The 13,606-nt window shown below is 72.9% G+C and carries 16 protein-coding genes; 6 read left to right on the top strand and 10 right to left on the bottom strand.

Going from position 1 to position 13,606, the window contains the following annotated elements; all coding sequences use genetic code 11:
* Positions 1-23: 23 nt before the first annotated feature.
* Together HDC93_RS27835 and HDC93_RS27830 are read left to right on the top strand one after the other, a co-directional pair.
* On the top strand, positions 24-896 hold the full coding sequence (locus tag HDC93_RS27835; protein WP_185013574.1) for an acyl-CoA thioesterase II: 873 nt from the start codon (positions 24-26) through the stop codon (positions 894-896).
* A gap of 72 nt (positions 897-968) precedes the next feature.
* A complete protein-coding gene (locus HDC93_RS27830) occupies positions 969-1,922 on the top strand; it encodes a DMT family transporter (protein WP_260419793.1) in 954 nt (317 codons plus the stop codon).
* 387 nt (positions 1,923-2,309) lie between these two features.
* Here the strand turns inward: HDC93_RS27830 and HDC93_RS27825 are convergent, their stop codons facing one another.
* The 3 genes from HDC93_RS27825 to HDC93_RS27815 form a co-directional block, all read right to left on the bottom strand.
* Positions 2,310-2,744, bottom strand: a complete 435-nt coding sequence (locus tag HDC93_RS27825) for a hypothetical protein (RefSeq protein WP_398986692.1) — start codon at positions 2,742-2,744, stop codon at positions 2,310-2,312.
* On the bottom strand, positions 2,741-3,562 hold the full coding sequence (locus HDC93_RS27820) for a DUF6397 family protein (RefSeq protein WP_185013573.1): 822 nt from the start codon (positions 3,560-3,562) through the stop codon (positions 2,741-2,743). Before HDC93_RS27820 ends, HDC93_RS27825 begins: the two co-directional genes overlap by 4 nt.
* Positions 3,563-3,688: 126 nt before the next feature.
* On the bottom strand, positions 3,689-4,102 hold the full coding sequence (locus tag HDC93_RS27815; protein WP_185013571.1) for a roadblock/LC7 domain-containing protein: 414 nt from the start codon (positions 4,100-4,102) through the stop codon (positions 3,689-3,691).
* A 104-nt stretch (positions 4,103-4,206) separates the two neighbouring features.
* Between HDC93_RS27815 and HDC93_RS27810 the strand changes: the two genes are divergently transcribed.
* Positions 4,207-4,635 (top strand): PPOX class F420-dependent oxidoreductase, encoded by a 429-nt coding sequence (locus tag HDC93_RS27810; protein WP_185013570.1) that lies wholly within the window; start codon positions 4,207-4,209, stop codon positions 4,633-4,635.
* Positions 4,636-4,678: 43 nt separating this feature from the next.
* On the opposite strand, the gene HDC93_RS27805 is transcribed toward HDC93_RS27810, so the two are convergent.
* The 5 genes from HDC93_RS27805 to HDC93_RS27785 form a co-directional block, all read right to left on the bottom strand.
* On the bottom strand, positions 4,679-5,284 hold the full coding sequence (locus HDC93_RS27805) for an ATP/GTP-binding protein (RefSeq protein ID WP_031107029.1): 606 nt from the start codon (positions 5,282-5,284) through the stop codon (positions 4,679-4,681).
* A gap of 177 nt (positions 5,285-5,461) precedes the next feature.
* A complete protein-coding gene (locus HDC93_RS27800; protein ID WP_185013568.1) occupies positions 5,462-5,872 on the bottom strand; it encodes a DUF742 domain-containing protein in 411 nt (136 codons plus the stop codon).
* Between the two features lie 22 nt (positions 5,873-5,894).
* Positions 5,895-6,332, bottom strand: coding sequence for a roadblock/LC7 domain-containing protein (locus tag HDC93_RS27795; RefSeq protein WP_185013566.1), 438 nt, complete (start codon positions 6,330-6,332; stop codon positions 5,895-5,897).
* Positions 6,329-8,923 (bottom strand): nitrate- and nitrite sensing domain-containing protein, encoded by a 2,595-nt coding sequence (locus HDC93_RS27790; RefSeq protein WP_185013565.1) that lies wholly within the window; start codon positions 8,921-8,923, stop codon positions 6,329-6,331. Before HDC93_RS27790 ends, HDC93_RS27795 begins: the two co-directional genes overlap by 4 nt.
* Positions 8,924-9,027: 104 nt before the next feature.
* Positions 9,028-9,801 carry an MHYT domain-containing protein gene (locus HDC93_RS27785; protein ID WP_185013564.1) on the bottom strand — a complete coding sequence of 258 codons (774 nt, stop codon included), beginning with the start codon at positions 9,799-9,801 and terminating at the stop codon, positions 9,028-9,030.
* A gap of 192 nt (positions 9,802-9,993) precedes the next feature.
* On the opposite strand from HDC93_RS27785, the gene HDC93_RS27780 reads away from it, so the two are divergent.
* Positions 9,994-10,593, top strand: coding sequence for a class I SAM-dependent methyltransferase (locus HDC93_RS27780; RefSeq protein ID WP_185013562.1), 600 nt, complete (start codon positions 9,994-9,996; stop codon positions 10,591-10,593).
* A 9-nt stretch (positions 10,594-10,602) separates the two neighbouring features.
* Here HDC93_RS27780 and HDC93_RS27775 read toward each other — a convergent pair whose 3' ends face one another.
* Entirely contained in the window at positions 10,603-11,502 is a 900-nt protein-coding gene (locus HDC93_RS27775) for an oxygenase MpaB family protein (RefSeq protein WP_185013561.1), read from the bottom strand.
* Between the two features lie 102 nt (positions 11,503-11,604).
* Here HDC93_RS27775 and HDC93_RS27770 point away from each other — a divergent pair, with 102 nt between their 5' ends.
* Positions 11,605-11,901: a hypothetical protein gene (locus tag HDC93_RS27770; protein ID WP_185013560.1), complete on the top strand. Its 297-nt coding sequence runs from the start codon at positions 11,605-11,607 to the stop codon at positions 11,899-11,901.
* A gap of 137 nt (positions 11,902-12,038) precedes the next feature.
* Positions 12,039-12,911 (top strand): hypothetical protein, encoded by an 873-nt coding sequence (locus tag HDC93_RS27765; RefSeq protein WP_185013559.1) that lies wholly within the window; start codon positions 12,039-12,041, stop codon positions 12,909-12,911.
* A gap of 277 nt (positions 12,912-13,188) precedes the next feature.
* Here the strand turns inward: HDC93_RS27765 and HDC93_RS27760 are convergent, their stop codons facing one another.
* On the bottom strand, positions 13,189-13,371 hold the full coding sequence (locus tag HDC93_RS27760; protein WP_185013557.1) for a hypothetical protein: 183 nt from the start codon (positions 13,369-13,371) through the stop codon (positions 13,189-13,191).
* Positions 13,372-13,606: the final 235 nt, after the last annotated feature.

The raw sequence follows: 13,606 nt of genomic DNA, 5'->3' as shown, positions 1-13,606 counted from the left end.
GCGAGCACAGGAGAATCCCACCCATGACGACGAACCCGGCCGAGAGCCTCGTCGACCTGCTCGACCTGGAGCAGATCGAGGTCAACATCTTCCGCGGCCGCAGCCCGCAGGAGTCCCTGCAGCGGGTCTTCGGCGGGCAGGTGGCGGGGCAGGCGCTGGTCGCCGCCGGGCGCACCACGGAGGGCGACCGCCCGGTGCACTCGCTGCACGCGTACTTCCTGCGCCCCGGCCGGCCGGGCGTGCCGATCGTCTACCAGGTCGAGCATGTGCGCGACGGGCGGTCGTTCACCACCCGCCGCGTCACGGCCGTGCAGCAGGGCCGCACGATCTTCAACCTCACCGCCTCCTTCCACAAGCCGGAGGAGGGCAGCTTCGAGCACCAGCTGCCACCGGCCCGCGAGGTCCCGGACCCGGAGTCACTGCCCACCGTCACCGACGAGATCCGGGAGCACCTGGGCGCGCTGCCCGAGCAGCTGGAGCGGATGGCCCGGCGCCAGCCCTTCGACATCCGCTACGTGGACCGGCTGCGCTGGACCGCCGAGGAGGTCGAGGACGCCGAGCCGCGCAGCGCCGTGTGGATGCGCGCGGTCGGGCCGCTCGGCGACGACCCGCTCGTGCACACCTGCGCCCTCACCTACGCCAGCGACATGACCCTCCTGGACGCCGTCCGCATCCCGGTCGAGCCGCTGTGGGGCCCGCGCGGCTTCGACCTTGCGTCGCTGGACCACGCGATGTGGTTCCACCGTCCGTTCCGCGCGGACGACTGGCTCCTCTACGACCAGGAGTCGCCGATCGCGGTCGGGGGCCGCGGTCTGGCCCGGGGGCGGATCTACGACCGTGAGGGCCGGCTGGTCGTGTCCGTGGTGCAGGAGGGGCTCTTCCGGAAGCTGGGCTGACCCGGCCCTTCGCCGGTCGCAACCCCGCGCGCGCCGGGGTTCCGATCGCGCCCCCGAACGGATCCGGCGACCATGGCAGGAGCAGGCACCGCCGACGTCACACGCCCGCCGATCCGGGAGGTGGCCACGCTGCACACCGTGCTCCCCGTCGTGTTCGCGATCTGCGCCGCCTTCAGCAACGCCGTCGCGACCGTGCTGCAACGCAAGGCCGCACTCACCGTGCCCGCCTCCCAAGGGTTGCGGGCCGGGCTGATCGCCGATCTGCTGCGCCGGCCGGTGTGGCTGGCCGGGATCCTCGCGGTGATCGGCGCCGCCGTCTGCCAGGCGCTGGCGCTGGCCACCGGCCCGCTGACGATCGTGCAGCCGCTGTTCGTGCTGGAGCTGCCGCTCACCCTCATCGTCGCGTCGCTGCTGATGCACCGGCGGCTGCCAGGCGCCGGCTGGCTGGCGGTGACGGTGGTGGTGGTCGGTCTCGCGGTCGCGCTCGCCGCCGCCTCCCCCGCCGGCAACCGTACCCATGTGGCGCTGGACCGCTGGATTCCCGCGCTCGCCGTGTGCGCGGGGGCGGTCGTCGCCCTCGCCGTCGCGGCCCTCCGGCGCCCGCAGGGCCGGGCCCGGGCGGCCTGCCTGGGCGCCGCGACGGCGATCAGCTACGCGGTGACCGCGGCGCTGATGAAGGCCGCCATGCACATCCTCGACGAGCAGGGCCTCGTGGGCTTCCTCACCGCCTGGCAGACCTACGCCTTCGCCGCCACAGGCGTGTGCGCGCTGTTCCTGCTGGAGAACGCCATGCAGGCCGGTCCGCTGGTCGCCTCGCAGCCCGCCCTAACCCTGGGCGACGCCCTGGTGAGCCTCGCGCTGGGCATCACCCTGTACGAGGAGACCATCCGCTCCGGGTGGTGGCTCCTGCCGCAGCTGTTCGGCGTCGCGCTGATCGCCGCGGGGGTGCTCGCGCTGGCGCGGATTCCGTTCACGCAGTCGCTGGTGGCTCCGGACGAGGAGCGCGAGACCGCGGCGGCACCCTGAGCGAAGCAGGTCGATGATGGGACGCCTCAGCGAGCGGGGGGCGATCGTCACCGGGGCCGGAGGCATCGGAAGCGCGGTGGCTCGCGCTCGCTCGGCCGAGGGGCCTCCGTCGTGATCGCCGACATCCGGGACGCCGAGGGAACGGACGTCGCCGCCGACCTCGGCGGCCGGGCCGCCGTCGCTGCGACGAGGACCGCGGCTGCCCTGTCCGGCCGCCCATACTGTCTCGCCCTGCCCTGCCCGGCGCTGCTTTGCCCAGGTCATCCGTCAGGCCGGCACTGCGGGCACCACACCGTGCCCCGTCAGCCCATCCGGGACCTGCGCAGGCCGGTGCCGCAGCGCGGGCACCGCGGGTCCCGGCCGTCCCGGTGGCCGGTGAGCCAGGAGTCACGCGGTGGCACGCAGCCGGCGCTGACGGACGAGCGCAAGGTGCGGCGCATGGCGTCGTACAGCCGGCGGCGGTCCTCCCGGCTCAGGTCGCGCGCCCCTGCGATCGGGACGCAGCCGGGCCCGCCACCGGATCTCGTCGGCGAGCAGATTGCCGAGGCCGGCGAGAACGGACTGGTCGGTCAGGGCTGTCTTGAGATGCCCGCGGCGCGACGACAGCACCTCCTCGAACTGCGCACGGTCCACCTCCAGTGCGTCGGGCCCCTGCCGCCGCAGCAGCCCCTCGACGTCGGACTCGTCGTGTGCCAGCCAGAGTCCCTGCAGTTTGCGCTGGTCACGGAAGCGCAACTGGCGGCCGCCGCCCAAAGTGAACAGGACGCGGTCATGCGCTTCGACCGGGTCCTCGGCATGCCCGCAGACCAGACGCCCGGTCATACCGAAGTGCAGGGCGAGGGTGGGGCCGCCGGTGCGGGAGCCGCCACGGGGTGGTGCCGTCGAGCCGTTTCCATCGTGTGCGCCAGGTCCGCGCGGAACCAGGCCACTTCGTCCGGCTCGCTCGCCGTCATCAGTGTCTCGGCCAGCTCGGAGGTGGGGGAACCGGGGGTGCCCTGGGCCGGGAGCCAGGGCTGGCAGCGGGCCAGGCGGGTGCGCTCGCGGGGATCCCGCACGACGTCCGCCACATCGGCCGGATCCAAGAGGCAGGCGACCGCCGCCGCTCGTGCCCAGGGGTCGTCCCCCGCCTGGCGTGTCAGGAATCCGACGTGCCGCCCCCGCCAGTTGCGGGGCCGCCGGTCCGTTCCGGCCTTCATTCCTTCCCGGATCTCCATGGGTGTGCGGCGGGCGGTCAGCAGCCGGGCGTGGCTCCCCTCGGCCGCGAACTGCCGTAGCTCCTCGGCCAGATACAGCCAGACGACCGTCCGGTAGCGGTTCAGGTAGAACTTGACCGGGATCAGCAGGCCGTAGCGCGCGAGGCTCGTGAACCTGGTGGGCGTCACGTCCATGAGCTCGGCGCCCGCTGTGGTGCCGACGGTCGCGACGCGTCCGCGCAGCGCGTCCGGGAAGCCCTCCCCGGAGCGCAGGCGGTCGAGCTCGGCCAAGGCCACGCGCAGGCCCCCGCCCCCTTCGTCGGGCATGGCCCGGATGAGCCCCAGGTTCACCGCGAGGTCGAAGTCGCCTCGCTTGAGGCCCAGTTCGCGGGCGGCCCGGCTCGGGGCGCAGGTAAGGCGGTCGGACGTCGTGCCGGTGCGTGACATGGTCGGTCTCCCCCGTGGAGTCGGCGGCTCACGCCGTGTGCGGTCGCCGTGCAAAAAACCGTAGCCGCTGCGGCGAATCTCGTGGCGAGCCTGTGGATAACTCCGCGGAGGTGACGAACGTGCAGGTCAGAGGTCTGTGATCGGTTTTGGCTCGGGCTGGCGCGCATCCACGTCGAGGTGCTCCCCGACCCGGTTGACCAGCAGTGTCATCTCGTAGGCGATCCGGCCTATGTCGGCCTCCGCGGCGCTGAGGACGCAGAGACAGCTGCCCGTTCCGGCCGCGGTGACGAAGAGCACCGCGTCATCGAACTCGATCATCGTCTGGCGTACGCTGCCCGCGCCGAAATGCCGGCCGGAGCCCTTGGCCAGGCTGTGCAGCCCGGACGACACGGCCGCGAGGTGCTCCGCGTCCTCGCGGCGCAGTCCGGTGCTCGCGCCGGTCACCAGGCCGTCGTTGGACAGCACCAGTGCGTGCCGCACCTCGTGGACTCGCTCGGTCAGGTCGTCCAGCAGCCAGTCGAGTCCCTGGTTCTGCACCATCTTCCGTTCTCCCCGTTTTCTCCCCGTGCGATTCCCCTCCTGGCCGGAGGATCTCCATCTCAGCCTTCCCCACGACCGCTGCCGGGGCAAGGAGGATGGGAGCCATGGCAGAGAAGATGACCGACGCGCAATGGCGGGAGTTCGTCTCCGACGGCACCCGCACCGCAAAGCTCTCCACTGTCCGGGCCGACGGCAGCCCGCACGTGGCTCCGATCTGGTTCCTGCTGGACGGGGACGAGGTGGTGTTCAACACCGGCAAGAAGACCGTGAAGGGGCGCAACATCGTCCGGGACGGCCGGATCGCCCTGTGTGTGGACGACGACCGGCCGCCGTACTCCTTCGTGGTGCTGCAGGGGCGCGCACGTGTCTCGGAAGACCTGGACGAGGTGCGGCACTGGGCCACCCGGATCGGCGCCCGGTACATGGGCGAAGAGCGCGCCGAAGAGTTCGGCGCGCGCAACGGCGTCCCCGGCGAACTCCTCGTCCGTGTCACCGTCGACAGGGTGCTGGCGGAGCGGGACATCGCGGACTGACCGCGGGGAAGGCCCTGTCGGACTCCGGCAAAGCCCGTCCCCGTCAGCCGACCGAGTCGAGCAGCCGGGCGGTGTGCATCCGCCCGGCGTACTCGACGAGCCGGATCAGCACCTCCTTTCCCGAATCGCGGTCGCGGGCGTCGCACAGCACCACGGGCGTGCCCCTGTCGAGGTCGAGGGCGCGCGAGACGTCCGGGGCGCCGTGCCGTCGGGCGCCCGCGAAGCAGTTGACGGCCACGACGAACGGGATGCGCCGGTGCTCGAAGTAGTCGACCGCGGGGAAGCAGTCCTCCAGGCGACGGGTGTCCGCGAGGACGACCGCGCCGAGCGCTCCCTGCGACAACTCGTCCCACAGGAACCAGAACCGGTCTTGGCCCGGCGTGCCGAACAGGTACAGGGAGAGGCCGGAGCGGATGGTGATGCGTCCGAAGTCCATGGCGACGGTCGTGGTGGTCTTGTGGTCCACGCCGTCGGTGTCGTCCACCGACTGGCCCGCTTCGCTGAGGAGTTCCTCGGTGCGCAGTGGCCGGATCTCGCTGACGGCGCCCACCAGCGTGGTCTTGCCCACGCCGAATCCGCCGGCGACCAGGATCTTCAGCGCCAGTGCGGCGGTGTCGCCGCCCGAGGCGTCGGAGTGCTCGGAGACCATTGATCACTTCTCTCGGGAGTGCCGGGTGTCGGGCAGGCGTAAGTGGTGTGGGTGTCGTGGGCGGTGTGGGTGTCGTGGGCGGTGTGGGTGTCGTGGGCGGTGTGGGTGTCGTGGGCGGTGTGGGGCTGGATGCCGACAGACGGGTGACCAGCCGGTGCGGTGGCGTGGCATGGCGGGCTACAGCGCTCTCAGGCCCTCGATCACCTCGCGCAGGATGCGTTCGTCGGGCAGTTGCGCCGGTGGTACGGGGCGGCTGACGGTGACGCAGCCGAGTTCCAGGAGGTCGCCGAGGAGGACCCTCACCACGCCCACGGGCAGGTCCGCCCCGGCGGCGAGTTCGGCGACCGACTGGGTCTCGGGTCGGCACAGGTCGAGGAGGTTGCGGTGTTCCGGGCCGAGCGGGGCGTCGTCCACGCCCGGTGCGCCCGGGTCCAGCGTGACCAGGGCGATCAGGTCGAACCGTACGCCGCTGGGGCCGGGCCGGGTGCGTCCGCCCGTCATGGCGTAGGGGCGGACGAGCGGGCCGGCCTCGTTGTCGTACCACTGGCTGCCCTGCTCGTGCGGGGCGTCCGTCATGTCCTCGGTCATCTGCGCGGACCGTTCTCCCGGTTCATCCGGCTGCGGGTGGCTGCGCGGCCACCCGGGGTGCCGTGCCGAGGTGCTCGCCGACGCGTTTGACCAGACGGGCCGTCTCGTAGGCCACGAGGCCGATGTCGGCGGTGACGGCGGTGAGGAGGGCGAGGCAGGAGCCGTCGCCCGCGGCGGCCACGAACAGGAAGGCCTCGTCCATCTCCACCATGGTCTGGCGGACCCCTCCGGCTCCGAAGTGCCGACCCGCGCCCTTGGCGAGGCTGTTGAAGCCCGAGGCGACCGCGGCGAGGTGCTCGGCGTCCTCTCGGCGCAGTCCGGTCGACGCGCCCACGGCGAGGCCGTCGTTGGACAGCACCACGGCGTGCCGGATGTCGCTCACACGGAGCACCAGATCGTCCAGCAGCCAGTCGAGTTCGCCGGAGCGCCGGGCGGACTGGGTGCTCGGGTCCTGGATCATGCGGGGTCTCCTTCGCTGCTGTGGCTTCCGGTCGCGGGGCCGGGAGTGGTGCCGCGGCCGGGTCGCCTGCCGCCGCCGCGCGCCCAGCCGTCGCGGTAGGCGGCCATGCGGTCCCGGACGAGTTCGGGGGTGCGCTCGTCGTCCCGGGGAGCGGGCGCCGACGGCTGCTCCTCGGGACGCTTTTCACGCAGTTGAGGAGCGAGGCTTGCCTGCCGCACGCGGCGCGGAAGGTCGTCGGAGTCTTGAGGCGGCTGCGGTGGGCGGTGCAGTCGCAAGGTGGCGACCCCTGGGGGTGGGGTCTGGCTCGGGGTCTCCAGGTGGCGCGGACTGTCCGCGTGACGCGAGGTCTCCGCATGGCGCGAGGTCTCCGCGTGATGCGAGGACTCGGGCTCCGCGGCGGCCGGCACGGGCGCCACGAGGGCACGCCGGTCGGCCTGGGCCGGGACGGCGTCCTGGAGGAAGGTGTCGTCGGGCACGCGCGCGTAGGCGCGTTCGTCCGGATGCCGCGCGGGGTCCGCCGCCTCCGGGGATCTTTCGGCCGCCCCGGTGTGGAGCAGGGCGGTGGGCAGCAGGACGACCGCGGTGGTACCGCCGTACGGGGATGTCCGCAGGTGGACCTTGACGTCGTGCCGGGCGGCGAGCCTGCTGACCACGAAGAGGCCGAGCCTGTCGCTGTCGAACAGGTCGAGCGCCTCGGACTGGGCGATGCGGCGGTTGGCCTCGGCGAGGGTCTCCTTGCCCATGCCGAGGCCGCGGTCCTCGACCTCGACGGCGTAGCCGTTGCCGACGGGTTCGCCGGTGACGCGCACGCGCGTGTGGGGCGGGGAGAACTGGGCGGCGTTCTCGATGATCTCGGCCAGCAGGTGCGTGAGGTCGGCGACGGCCGCGCCGACGACGGCCGCCTCGGGGAGCTGCCGCACCTCCACGCGCGCGTAGTCCTCCACTTCGGAGACGGCCGCGCGGACCACGTTCGTCAGGGACACCGGCATGCGCCAGGCGCGGCCGGGGGCGGCCCCGGAGAGGATGATCAGGCTCTCGGCGTGGCGCCGCATGCGGGTGGTGAGGTGGTCGAGACGGAAGAGGTCGCTCAGCTCGTTCGGATCGTCGGAGCGGCGTTCCATGCTGTCGAGGAGGGCCAGTTGGCGGTGGACGAGGATCTGACTGCGGCGGGCGAGGTTGACGAAGACGCCGGAGATGCCGCTGGCGAGCTCGGCGCGTTCCACCGCGGCCCGCAGCGCGGCGCGGTGCACGGTGGTGAGGGCCTCGGCGACCTGCCCGGTCTCGTCCTCGGCGGGCGCTTTCGGTGGGGCCTCGGCGCGGATGTCGATCTCTTCGCCCGCCCGTAGTTTCCGCATGGCGTCGGGGAGTTTGCGGCGGGCGATCTCCAGGGCGCTGTTGCGCAGGCTGACCAGTTCCACCACGAGGCCGCGTCCGATGCGTACGGAGATGACGAGCGAGGCGGCTACGGCGGCGAGGCCGAGCAGGACGGCGGCGCCGGCCGGGGTGAGCAGTCCCCGGGTGAACGGGTCGGCCCGCTCCGCGACTCCGCGTGCCGCGTCGTCCTCGATGGTGCGCATGCCGTTCTGCACCCGCTCGTACGGCGTGTTCCAGGTGCTCTCGGGTGCCGCTTCGACCGCCTTCGCGCCCGGCCCGCGGGCCAGCACCCCGTCCTCGACCTCGCCGAGGCCGGTGTAGGCGCCGCCGGCGGCGAGGGCGTCCCATGCGAAGCGTTCGGTGCCGCTCAGGTCCGCGACGGCCGACTCGGTGAGCGTGCGGCGCAGATCGACGGCGCCGGTGAAGAGCCGGAGCCGCTCCCCCGTCAGAGTGCCGTCCAGGCGGGCGCTCGCCAGCACCGCGTCCTCCTGGGCCAGCGCCTCGCCCGCAAGGGCGAATTCGAGCAGCACGCGCGCGTCGGATCCGAGGTCGGCGTCCCGGATGCCGGTGAGTGCCCCTCCGACCTCGAACGCGGCCGAGATGGTCCCGGTGTAGCGGTCGTACGTCTCGGCCCAGCCCGCGTGCCCGTCCCGCACGGCGGTGCGCAGCGGCCGCAGTTGCTCGGCGCCGGAGACGAACGCCTCCAGCCGCTGGGCGACTCCGGCGGGCAGTTCCCCGGTGTCGGCGACGGTGGTGCCGTTGCCGAGGCGTAGTTTCGCGACGGCCCGGTCGGTGCGCCGGGCGAGTTCGTCCAGTTCGCCGGGGCGGACGGCGGACGGGTCGGTGGCGTGGCGTACGGCGGCCGCCCGTTCGGCCTGGAGGGCGGCGACGGCCGCGGAGACGGGGGCGCGGACCGTGGCGTCGACGCGTTGGACCTGGCGGAGCCGGGAGACGTCCTGGGCGGTGGTGACCGTGGCGTAGGCCCACAGGGCCAGGAGGGAGACGACCGGCACCATCAGCAGGCAGATGATCTTGGCGCGCACGGTGCGGGGGCGTATGTGCCAGCGCTCCGCGCGCGTGGGCGCCACCTCCGGCGCGGCGTCCGAGGGTGTGTCGGGGCCTTCGTCGGCCGGTGGTCCGGCGTGCGCTCGGCGGCCGCGCACGGGAGAGGGCGGCGCGTCGGCGCCGGCCGTGGGGGTCCTACGGGGTGTTCGCATGGACTCCTCGCTCGGGAGTGGTTCGGGGCGTACGGGCCGAGGCCCTGGCCGGAGCGGCCCTCGTGGCTTACCGGCCCTGCGAGGCACGGCCGGCGTCTGCCCGGCTAGGGGGCGACGCTCTGGACCGGCCGCTGGGCCGAGGCGGACGCCGCACGCTCCCCCGCTGTCGGCGAGAGCGCGACGAAGGCCGAGGTCAGGAAGAGATAGGAGCCGAGGCCGACGGCGAGGGGGAAGATGAACTGCATCGCCGTCGCCCCCGGCAGGGCCTCCCCGGAGGGCGTCACGCGCACACCCACCGCGAACATGCCGGTGTAGTGCATGCTGCTGACGGCCGCGCCCATGATCAGGGAGGCGATGGTGACCGCCACGGGCGACTTGATGTTGAGGGCCGCCCACAGGGCGGCCGTCGCGGCGACGACGGCGATCAGGACGGAGAGTCCGACGAGCAGCGGGTCGTAGGTCACGTCGCCGTGCAACCGGACGGCCGCCATGCCCAGGTAGTGCATGCTCGCGACGCCGAGGCCGGTGGTGAGCCCGCCGACGAGCAGGGCCCTGCCGCGGTCCTTGCCGTAGCCGACGGCGAAGACGCCGGCGCACACGACGACCATGGCGACGAGGAGACTCAGGAGGGTGAGCGGCACGTCGTAGCGGATGTCGGTGCCGGTGACGCCGAACCCCAGCATGGCCACGAAGTGCATGGTCCAGATGCCGGTGCCGATCGCCGAGGCCGCGGTGACGAGCCAGTTGCGGCGCGAGCGCCCGGTGGTGGCGAGCGCGCGGACGGTGCAGCGCAGACCGAGCGCGGCGCCTATGCAGGCCATCACGTACGACAGTGCGGGGGTCAGCCACCCCAGGGCTGCGTGGTCCAGGTGTCCCATGGCCCCGGGACGCTAGACCCGGCAGGGGCGCGCGAAGAGGGCGCAGTTCGAAAGGTGTTGGAATATGACCCAAGGGTGTACCGGAGCGATCGGGTCACGCTCGAACGTGTGCGCCGAGACGTCCTTCGTGCCTGTGCGGCGTCATCCGTGGCGGTGAGGCGTCATCCGTACCGGTGAGGAATCATGCGGTACATGAGCGACGAGCAGACGCGTGTTCAGGAGTTCTTCACAGCCCGCGCCGCCGACTGGGACAGCCGGTTCCCGGACGACGGCCCTGCCTATGCGGCCGCGGTCGCCGAGCTCGGGCTGCGGACGGGCGACCGGGTGCTCGACGCGGGGTGCGGCACCGGCCGCGCCCTGCCGCCGCTGCGAGCCGCGGTGGGGGCCTCCGGGGTGGTCCTCGGGGCCGATCTGACCCCGGCCATGCTGCGGGAGGCCGTACGGGCCGGACGGGACCATGACGGGCAGCTGCTCCTCGCGGATGTCGCCGCGCTGCCCCTGCGCTCGCGGTCGCTGGACGCCGTGTTCGGGGCGGGCCTCATCTCGCACCTCGAAAACCCGGCCGAGAACCTGCGGGAGCTGGCGCGCGTGGTGCGCCCGGGCGGGGTGCTGGCGCTGTTCCACCCGATCGGCAGGGCGGCTCTCGCGGCTCGCCACGGTCGCCCGCTCACCCCGGAGGACCTGCGCGCCGAGCCCAGCCTCCGCCCTCTGCTGGCCGGTTCCGGGTGGCGCCTGACGTCGTACGTCGACGAGGACTCCCGTTTCCTCGCGCTCGCCGTGCGCGAGGACTGAGCCGCCGCGTCACCCGGCCTCGGCGTCCGGCGCCCCGTGCCGCACGGGACAGCCCCGCAGGCCCGGTACCGGGCGGGTGCCCAGGTCGGCGATCCGGTAGCCGTACGGGTAGCCCTTGATCTCCCGGTTCTGGCGGGCGAAGTGCGGGGCGCGCCGGGGCGGCAGCAGGCGGACGGCACGGCCCCGGAGCCGGACGGCGCGACGCACCCACGCGCGCGTGGCGGCACTCGGCGGGGTGTAGCGGAAGGCGCGCAGCAGCGAGTCGTCGAGCAGCGCGAGGGTCGTGGTGCGCAGCAGGGGCGCGAGCGGGCCGGGGTACCAGGAGGCCATCAGGTCGAGTGTGGCGTCCGAGACGCGCCGGGCGTCGGCGTCCCAGGCGAAGTGGGCGGCCTCGTAGGAGTCGAGGCAGGTCTCGAACTCCTCGTAGGTCTCGGGGATGTCCTTGATGCCCATGTGCCGGCCCAGGGTGCGGTAGTGGACGACACTGGCGACGGTCTCGTGGCGTGACATCCTGCGCCAGCCGTAGGCGTCGATCCACCGTTTCGGCATCACGACGAACGTGCAGAGCACGTAGCGCATGTCGTCGTCGCTGATGTCGTAGCTGCGGTGCATCTGGTTGATGCGGCGGATCGCGGTCCGGCCCTGGTCGCTGCCGAAGCCGTGCTCGACGATGGCGTCCAGGAGCAGCGAGGTGTCGTCGTAGCGCTTCTGCGCCCGGTCCGTGAGCTCCGCGGTGCGCGCGAGCAGCCGGGCGATGCCGGGGACGGCGTACGTGCGGTACAGGGCCAGCTCCAGGGCGCGCGTGAAGTCCCAGGGGAACTCGTACGCCACGCTGAGCCGGTAGATCTCTGTAGCCTCCTCGTACGGGTCCATACTCCGGATCTGTTCGAGCCGCGAATAGCGCTTCACCGTGCTGTCCCCCTTCTGCCACAGCTTCCCCAACTCTACGTTGGTGAGCAGGAGATGGATGACCGGGCACAGCAGGAGCGCGGGGGGGGGAAGGTGGTCGGTATGTGGGGCAGGTTCCGCAATGCCGGGGGAAGGGTCGCGGATGCCATGCGCACGGAACCGAAGGCCGACGGGGACAAGCGTCCGCACAACCTCTTCGAGGCCGCGGCGACCTACGTGACGGCCGGCGCGCAGCACGACCAGGAGCGGGCCTACGAGGCGGCCGGCTGGGTGTCGCCGGAGGCGCTGTCGTTCGGCGTGAACGAGCTGGCCTGCCGGGCCGTGGTCGCACTGGCCCGGGAGCGCGGTGAGTCGCCGGAGACCGTGGCGCGCGAGCTGCTGGGGCTGCCGGCGGCATGATGCGCCGGCGGGGCGGACGGCCGGTTCGCCCCGTCCGCCGGAAAACTGCAGCTCGGCCTGCACATGCGAGGCCGTGACAAGGGGCTTCCTGGCGCACTAGGGTGCGCGCCGGTGGACGAACCGATGGGGAGGCTGGGATGGCCGGGACGGACGAGGAAGCCGTCGCCGCCGCGGACGATGCGCTCTATGTGCTCACGGCGGTGCTGCTGACGCCGGCGAAGTTCCCGAGTGTGCTGGGCGACGACTACCCCGAGGCATGCGCGGCGCTCGGTCTCGCGCCGCTCGCGGACGGGTACGGGCTGGTGCTCGGGCAGGACGGCGAGGGCGCCCGGTGGACGGTGGCCATCGACGACGTCTCCCTGGTGGCCGTCGCCATCGCGTCCTGGGACTGCGGCATGGAGTACGAGCTGTCGCCCGACGAGCGCACGGTCGTCGCGGCCCTGCCCGGCTGGCCCCTCGCGGTCGCCGTCGCGGCCCCTGGGGTGCCCGCGCCGCACGACCCGGGTCCGGAGGCGGACGACCGGCCACCGCTGGCTCCGCCGGACACCGGCGTCTGGGGGCCGGCCCAGCGGCGCCTGGGCGCGGACGAGATCGCGCTCCAGTGGGCGGTGTGGCGGGAGCAGGTCGACGACACGGAGTTCCCGACGCCCGCGCCCTTGGGAGCGTCCGGTGACAAGGGCGGGCCGGACGGCGAGCAGGAGCACGAGCCGGACGGGAGCGGGGAGAACGGGCGGAAGGGGGGCCGCAGCGGCATCCGGCGCGTCCTCGCGGAGGCCCGCACGTACCTCGACTCGCCACCGCCGCTGGGCCGGGTGCGGTCGTCCTTCGCGTCGGGTGACGCCCGGACCCTGCGGGCCGACGGTCCGGGCTGGTCGCTCGTCGCCAGGACCGACGACATCGCCTTCGTGCTGCTCGACGAGGAACCCGGCGAGGTCCTGCCAGTGGGCCGGGGGCCGGAGCTGCCGGCTCTCCTCGACGCGCTGGACAAGATCGCCGTACGGCCGAACTGAGCCGGTCGGGCCGGGCTGAGCCGATTCAGCCGGGCCTGGCCGACACGGCCGGACCGACCCGGTACAGCCGGACCGACCCGGTACAGCCGGACCGACCCGGTACAGCCGGACCGACCCGGTACAGCCGGACCGACCCGGTACAGCCGGACCGATGGGTACCTGGACCGATCCGCTACGGCCGGGTCGGCCCGGCACGGCCACCTCGAGTCGCTCAGCCACCTCGAGGCGGTTCGGCCCGGCCGCCGCCGTACACGTGAGGCCGCGCCGCTTCAGCGCCTCAGCGGCCGAGCTCCTTGCGTGTGGTGCGGCGCAGCCTGCGCCGCTGGGATGGATCCAGCGTGAGGTACGCGGCGGCCGGGACCCCCAGGATGATCAGGAGCGCTGCCCACCAGGGCAGCCAGATCAGCAGGATGAGCCCGACCGCCACACCGCCCGCGGCGATCTTGGCGTTCTTCGACATGACTGTCGCCTCCTTCGCGGCCACTGCCGCTCTCTGTCTCGAAAACGGACCCACCTTCACGGCGGTTCCGGACCGCGACCCTGAGACATCCCTGAGGTGCGACCCCGACGCACCCCTGAGACCTCCATGGTGACCCAGCTCACAGCTCAGCCATACCCATGTGCACCGGAAGTGCTGTACTCTCGGCGACTCCGCCCTCACTAGTCAAATTTGAGGAATCAGCCATAGCCGAGCA

Source organism: Streptomyces sp. AK010 (assembly GCF_014207295.1).
Lineage (GTDB): Bacteria > Actinomycetota > Actinomycetes > Streptomycetales > Streptomycetaceae > Streptomyces > Streptomyces massasporeus.
Note: the sequence above shows the minus strand (reverse complement) of the source record. Positions and strands in the feature narration are given on the sequence as shown.

Bases quoted from the DNA above. Each gene is read 5' to 3' on its own strand.
- HDC93_RS27835 (WP_185013574.1), top strand. From the start codon at position 24: ATGACGACGAACCCGGCCGAGAGCCTCGTCGACCTGCTCGACCTGGAG.
- HDC93_RS27830 (WP_260419793.1), top strand. From the start codon at position 969: ATGGCAGGAGCAGGCACCGCCGACGTCACACGCCCGCCGATCCGGGAG.
- HDC93_RS27825 (WP_398986692.1), bottom strand. From the start codon at position 2,744: ATGACCGGGCGTCTGGTCTGCGGGCATGCCGAGGACCCGGTCGAAGCG.
- HDC93_RS27820 (WP_185013573.1), bottom strand. From the start codon at position 3,562: ATGTCACGCACCGGCACGACGTCCGACCGCCTTACCTGCGCCCCGAGC.
- HDC93_RS27815 (WP_185013571.1), bottom strand. From the start codon at position 4,102: ATGGTGCAGAACCAGGGACTCGACTGGCTGCTGGACGACCTGACCGAG.
- HDC93_RS27810 (WP_185013570.1), top strand. From the start codon at position 4,207: ATGGCAGAGAAGATGACCGACGCGCAATGGCGGGAGTTCGTCTCCGAC.
- HDC93_RS27805 (WP_031107029.1), bottom strand. From the start codon at position 5,284: ATGGTCTCCGAGCACTCCGACGCCTCGGGCGGCGACACCGCCGCACTG.
- HDC93_RS27800 (WP_185013568.1), bottom strand. From the start codon at position 5,872: ATGACCGAGGACATGACGGACGCCCCGCACGAGCAGGGCAGCCAGTGG.
- HDC93_RS27795 (WP_185013566.1), bottom strand. From the start codon at position 6,332: ATGATCCAGGACCCGAGCACCCAGTCCGCCCGGCGCTCCGGCGAACTC.
- HDC93_RS27790 (WP_185013565.1), bottom strand. From the start codon at position 8,923: ATGCGAACACCCCGTAGGACCCCCACGGCCGGCGCCGACGCGCCGCCC.
- HDC93_RS27785 (WP_185013564.1), bottom strand. From the start codon at position 9,801: ATGGGACACCTGGACCACGCAGCCCTGGGGTGGCTGACCCCCGCACTG.
- HDC93_RS27780 (WP_185013562.1), top strand. From the start codon at position 9,994: ATGAGCGACGAGCAGACGCGTGTTCAGGAGTTCTTCACAGCCCGCGCC.
- HDC93_RS27770 (WP_185013560.1), top strand. From the start codon at position 11,605: ATGTGGGGCAGGTTCCGCAATGCCGGGGGAAGGGTCGCGGATGCCATG.
- HDC93_RS27765 (WP_185013559.1), top strand. From the start codon at position 12,039: ATGGCCGGGACGGACGAGGAAGCCGTCGCCGCCGCGGACGATGCGCTC.
- HDC93_RS27760 (WP_185013557.1), bottom strand. From the start codon at position 13,371: ATGTCGAAGAACGCCAAGATCGCCGCGGGCGGTGTGGCGGTCGGGCTC.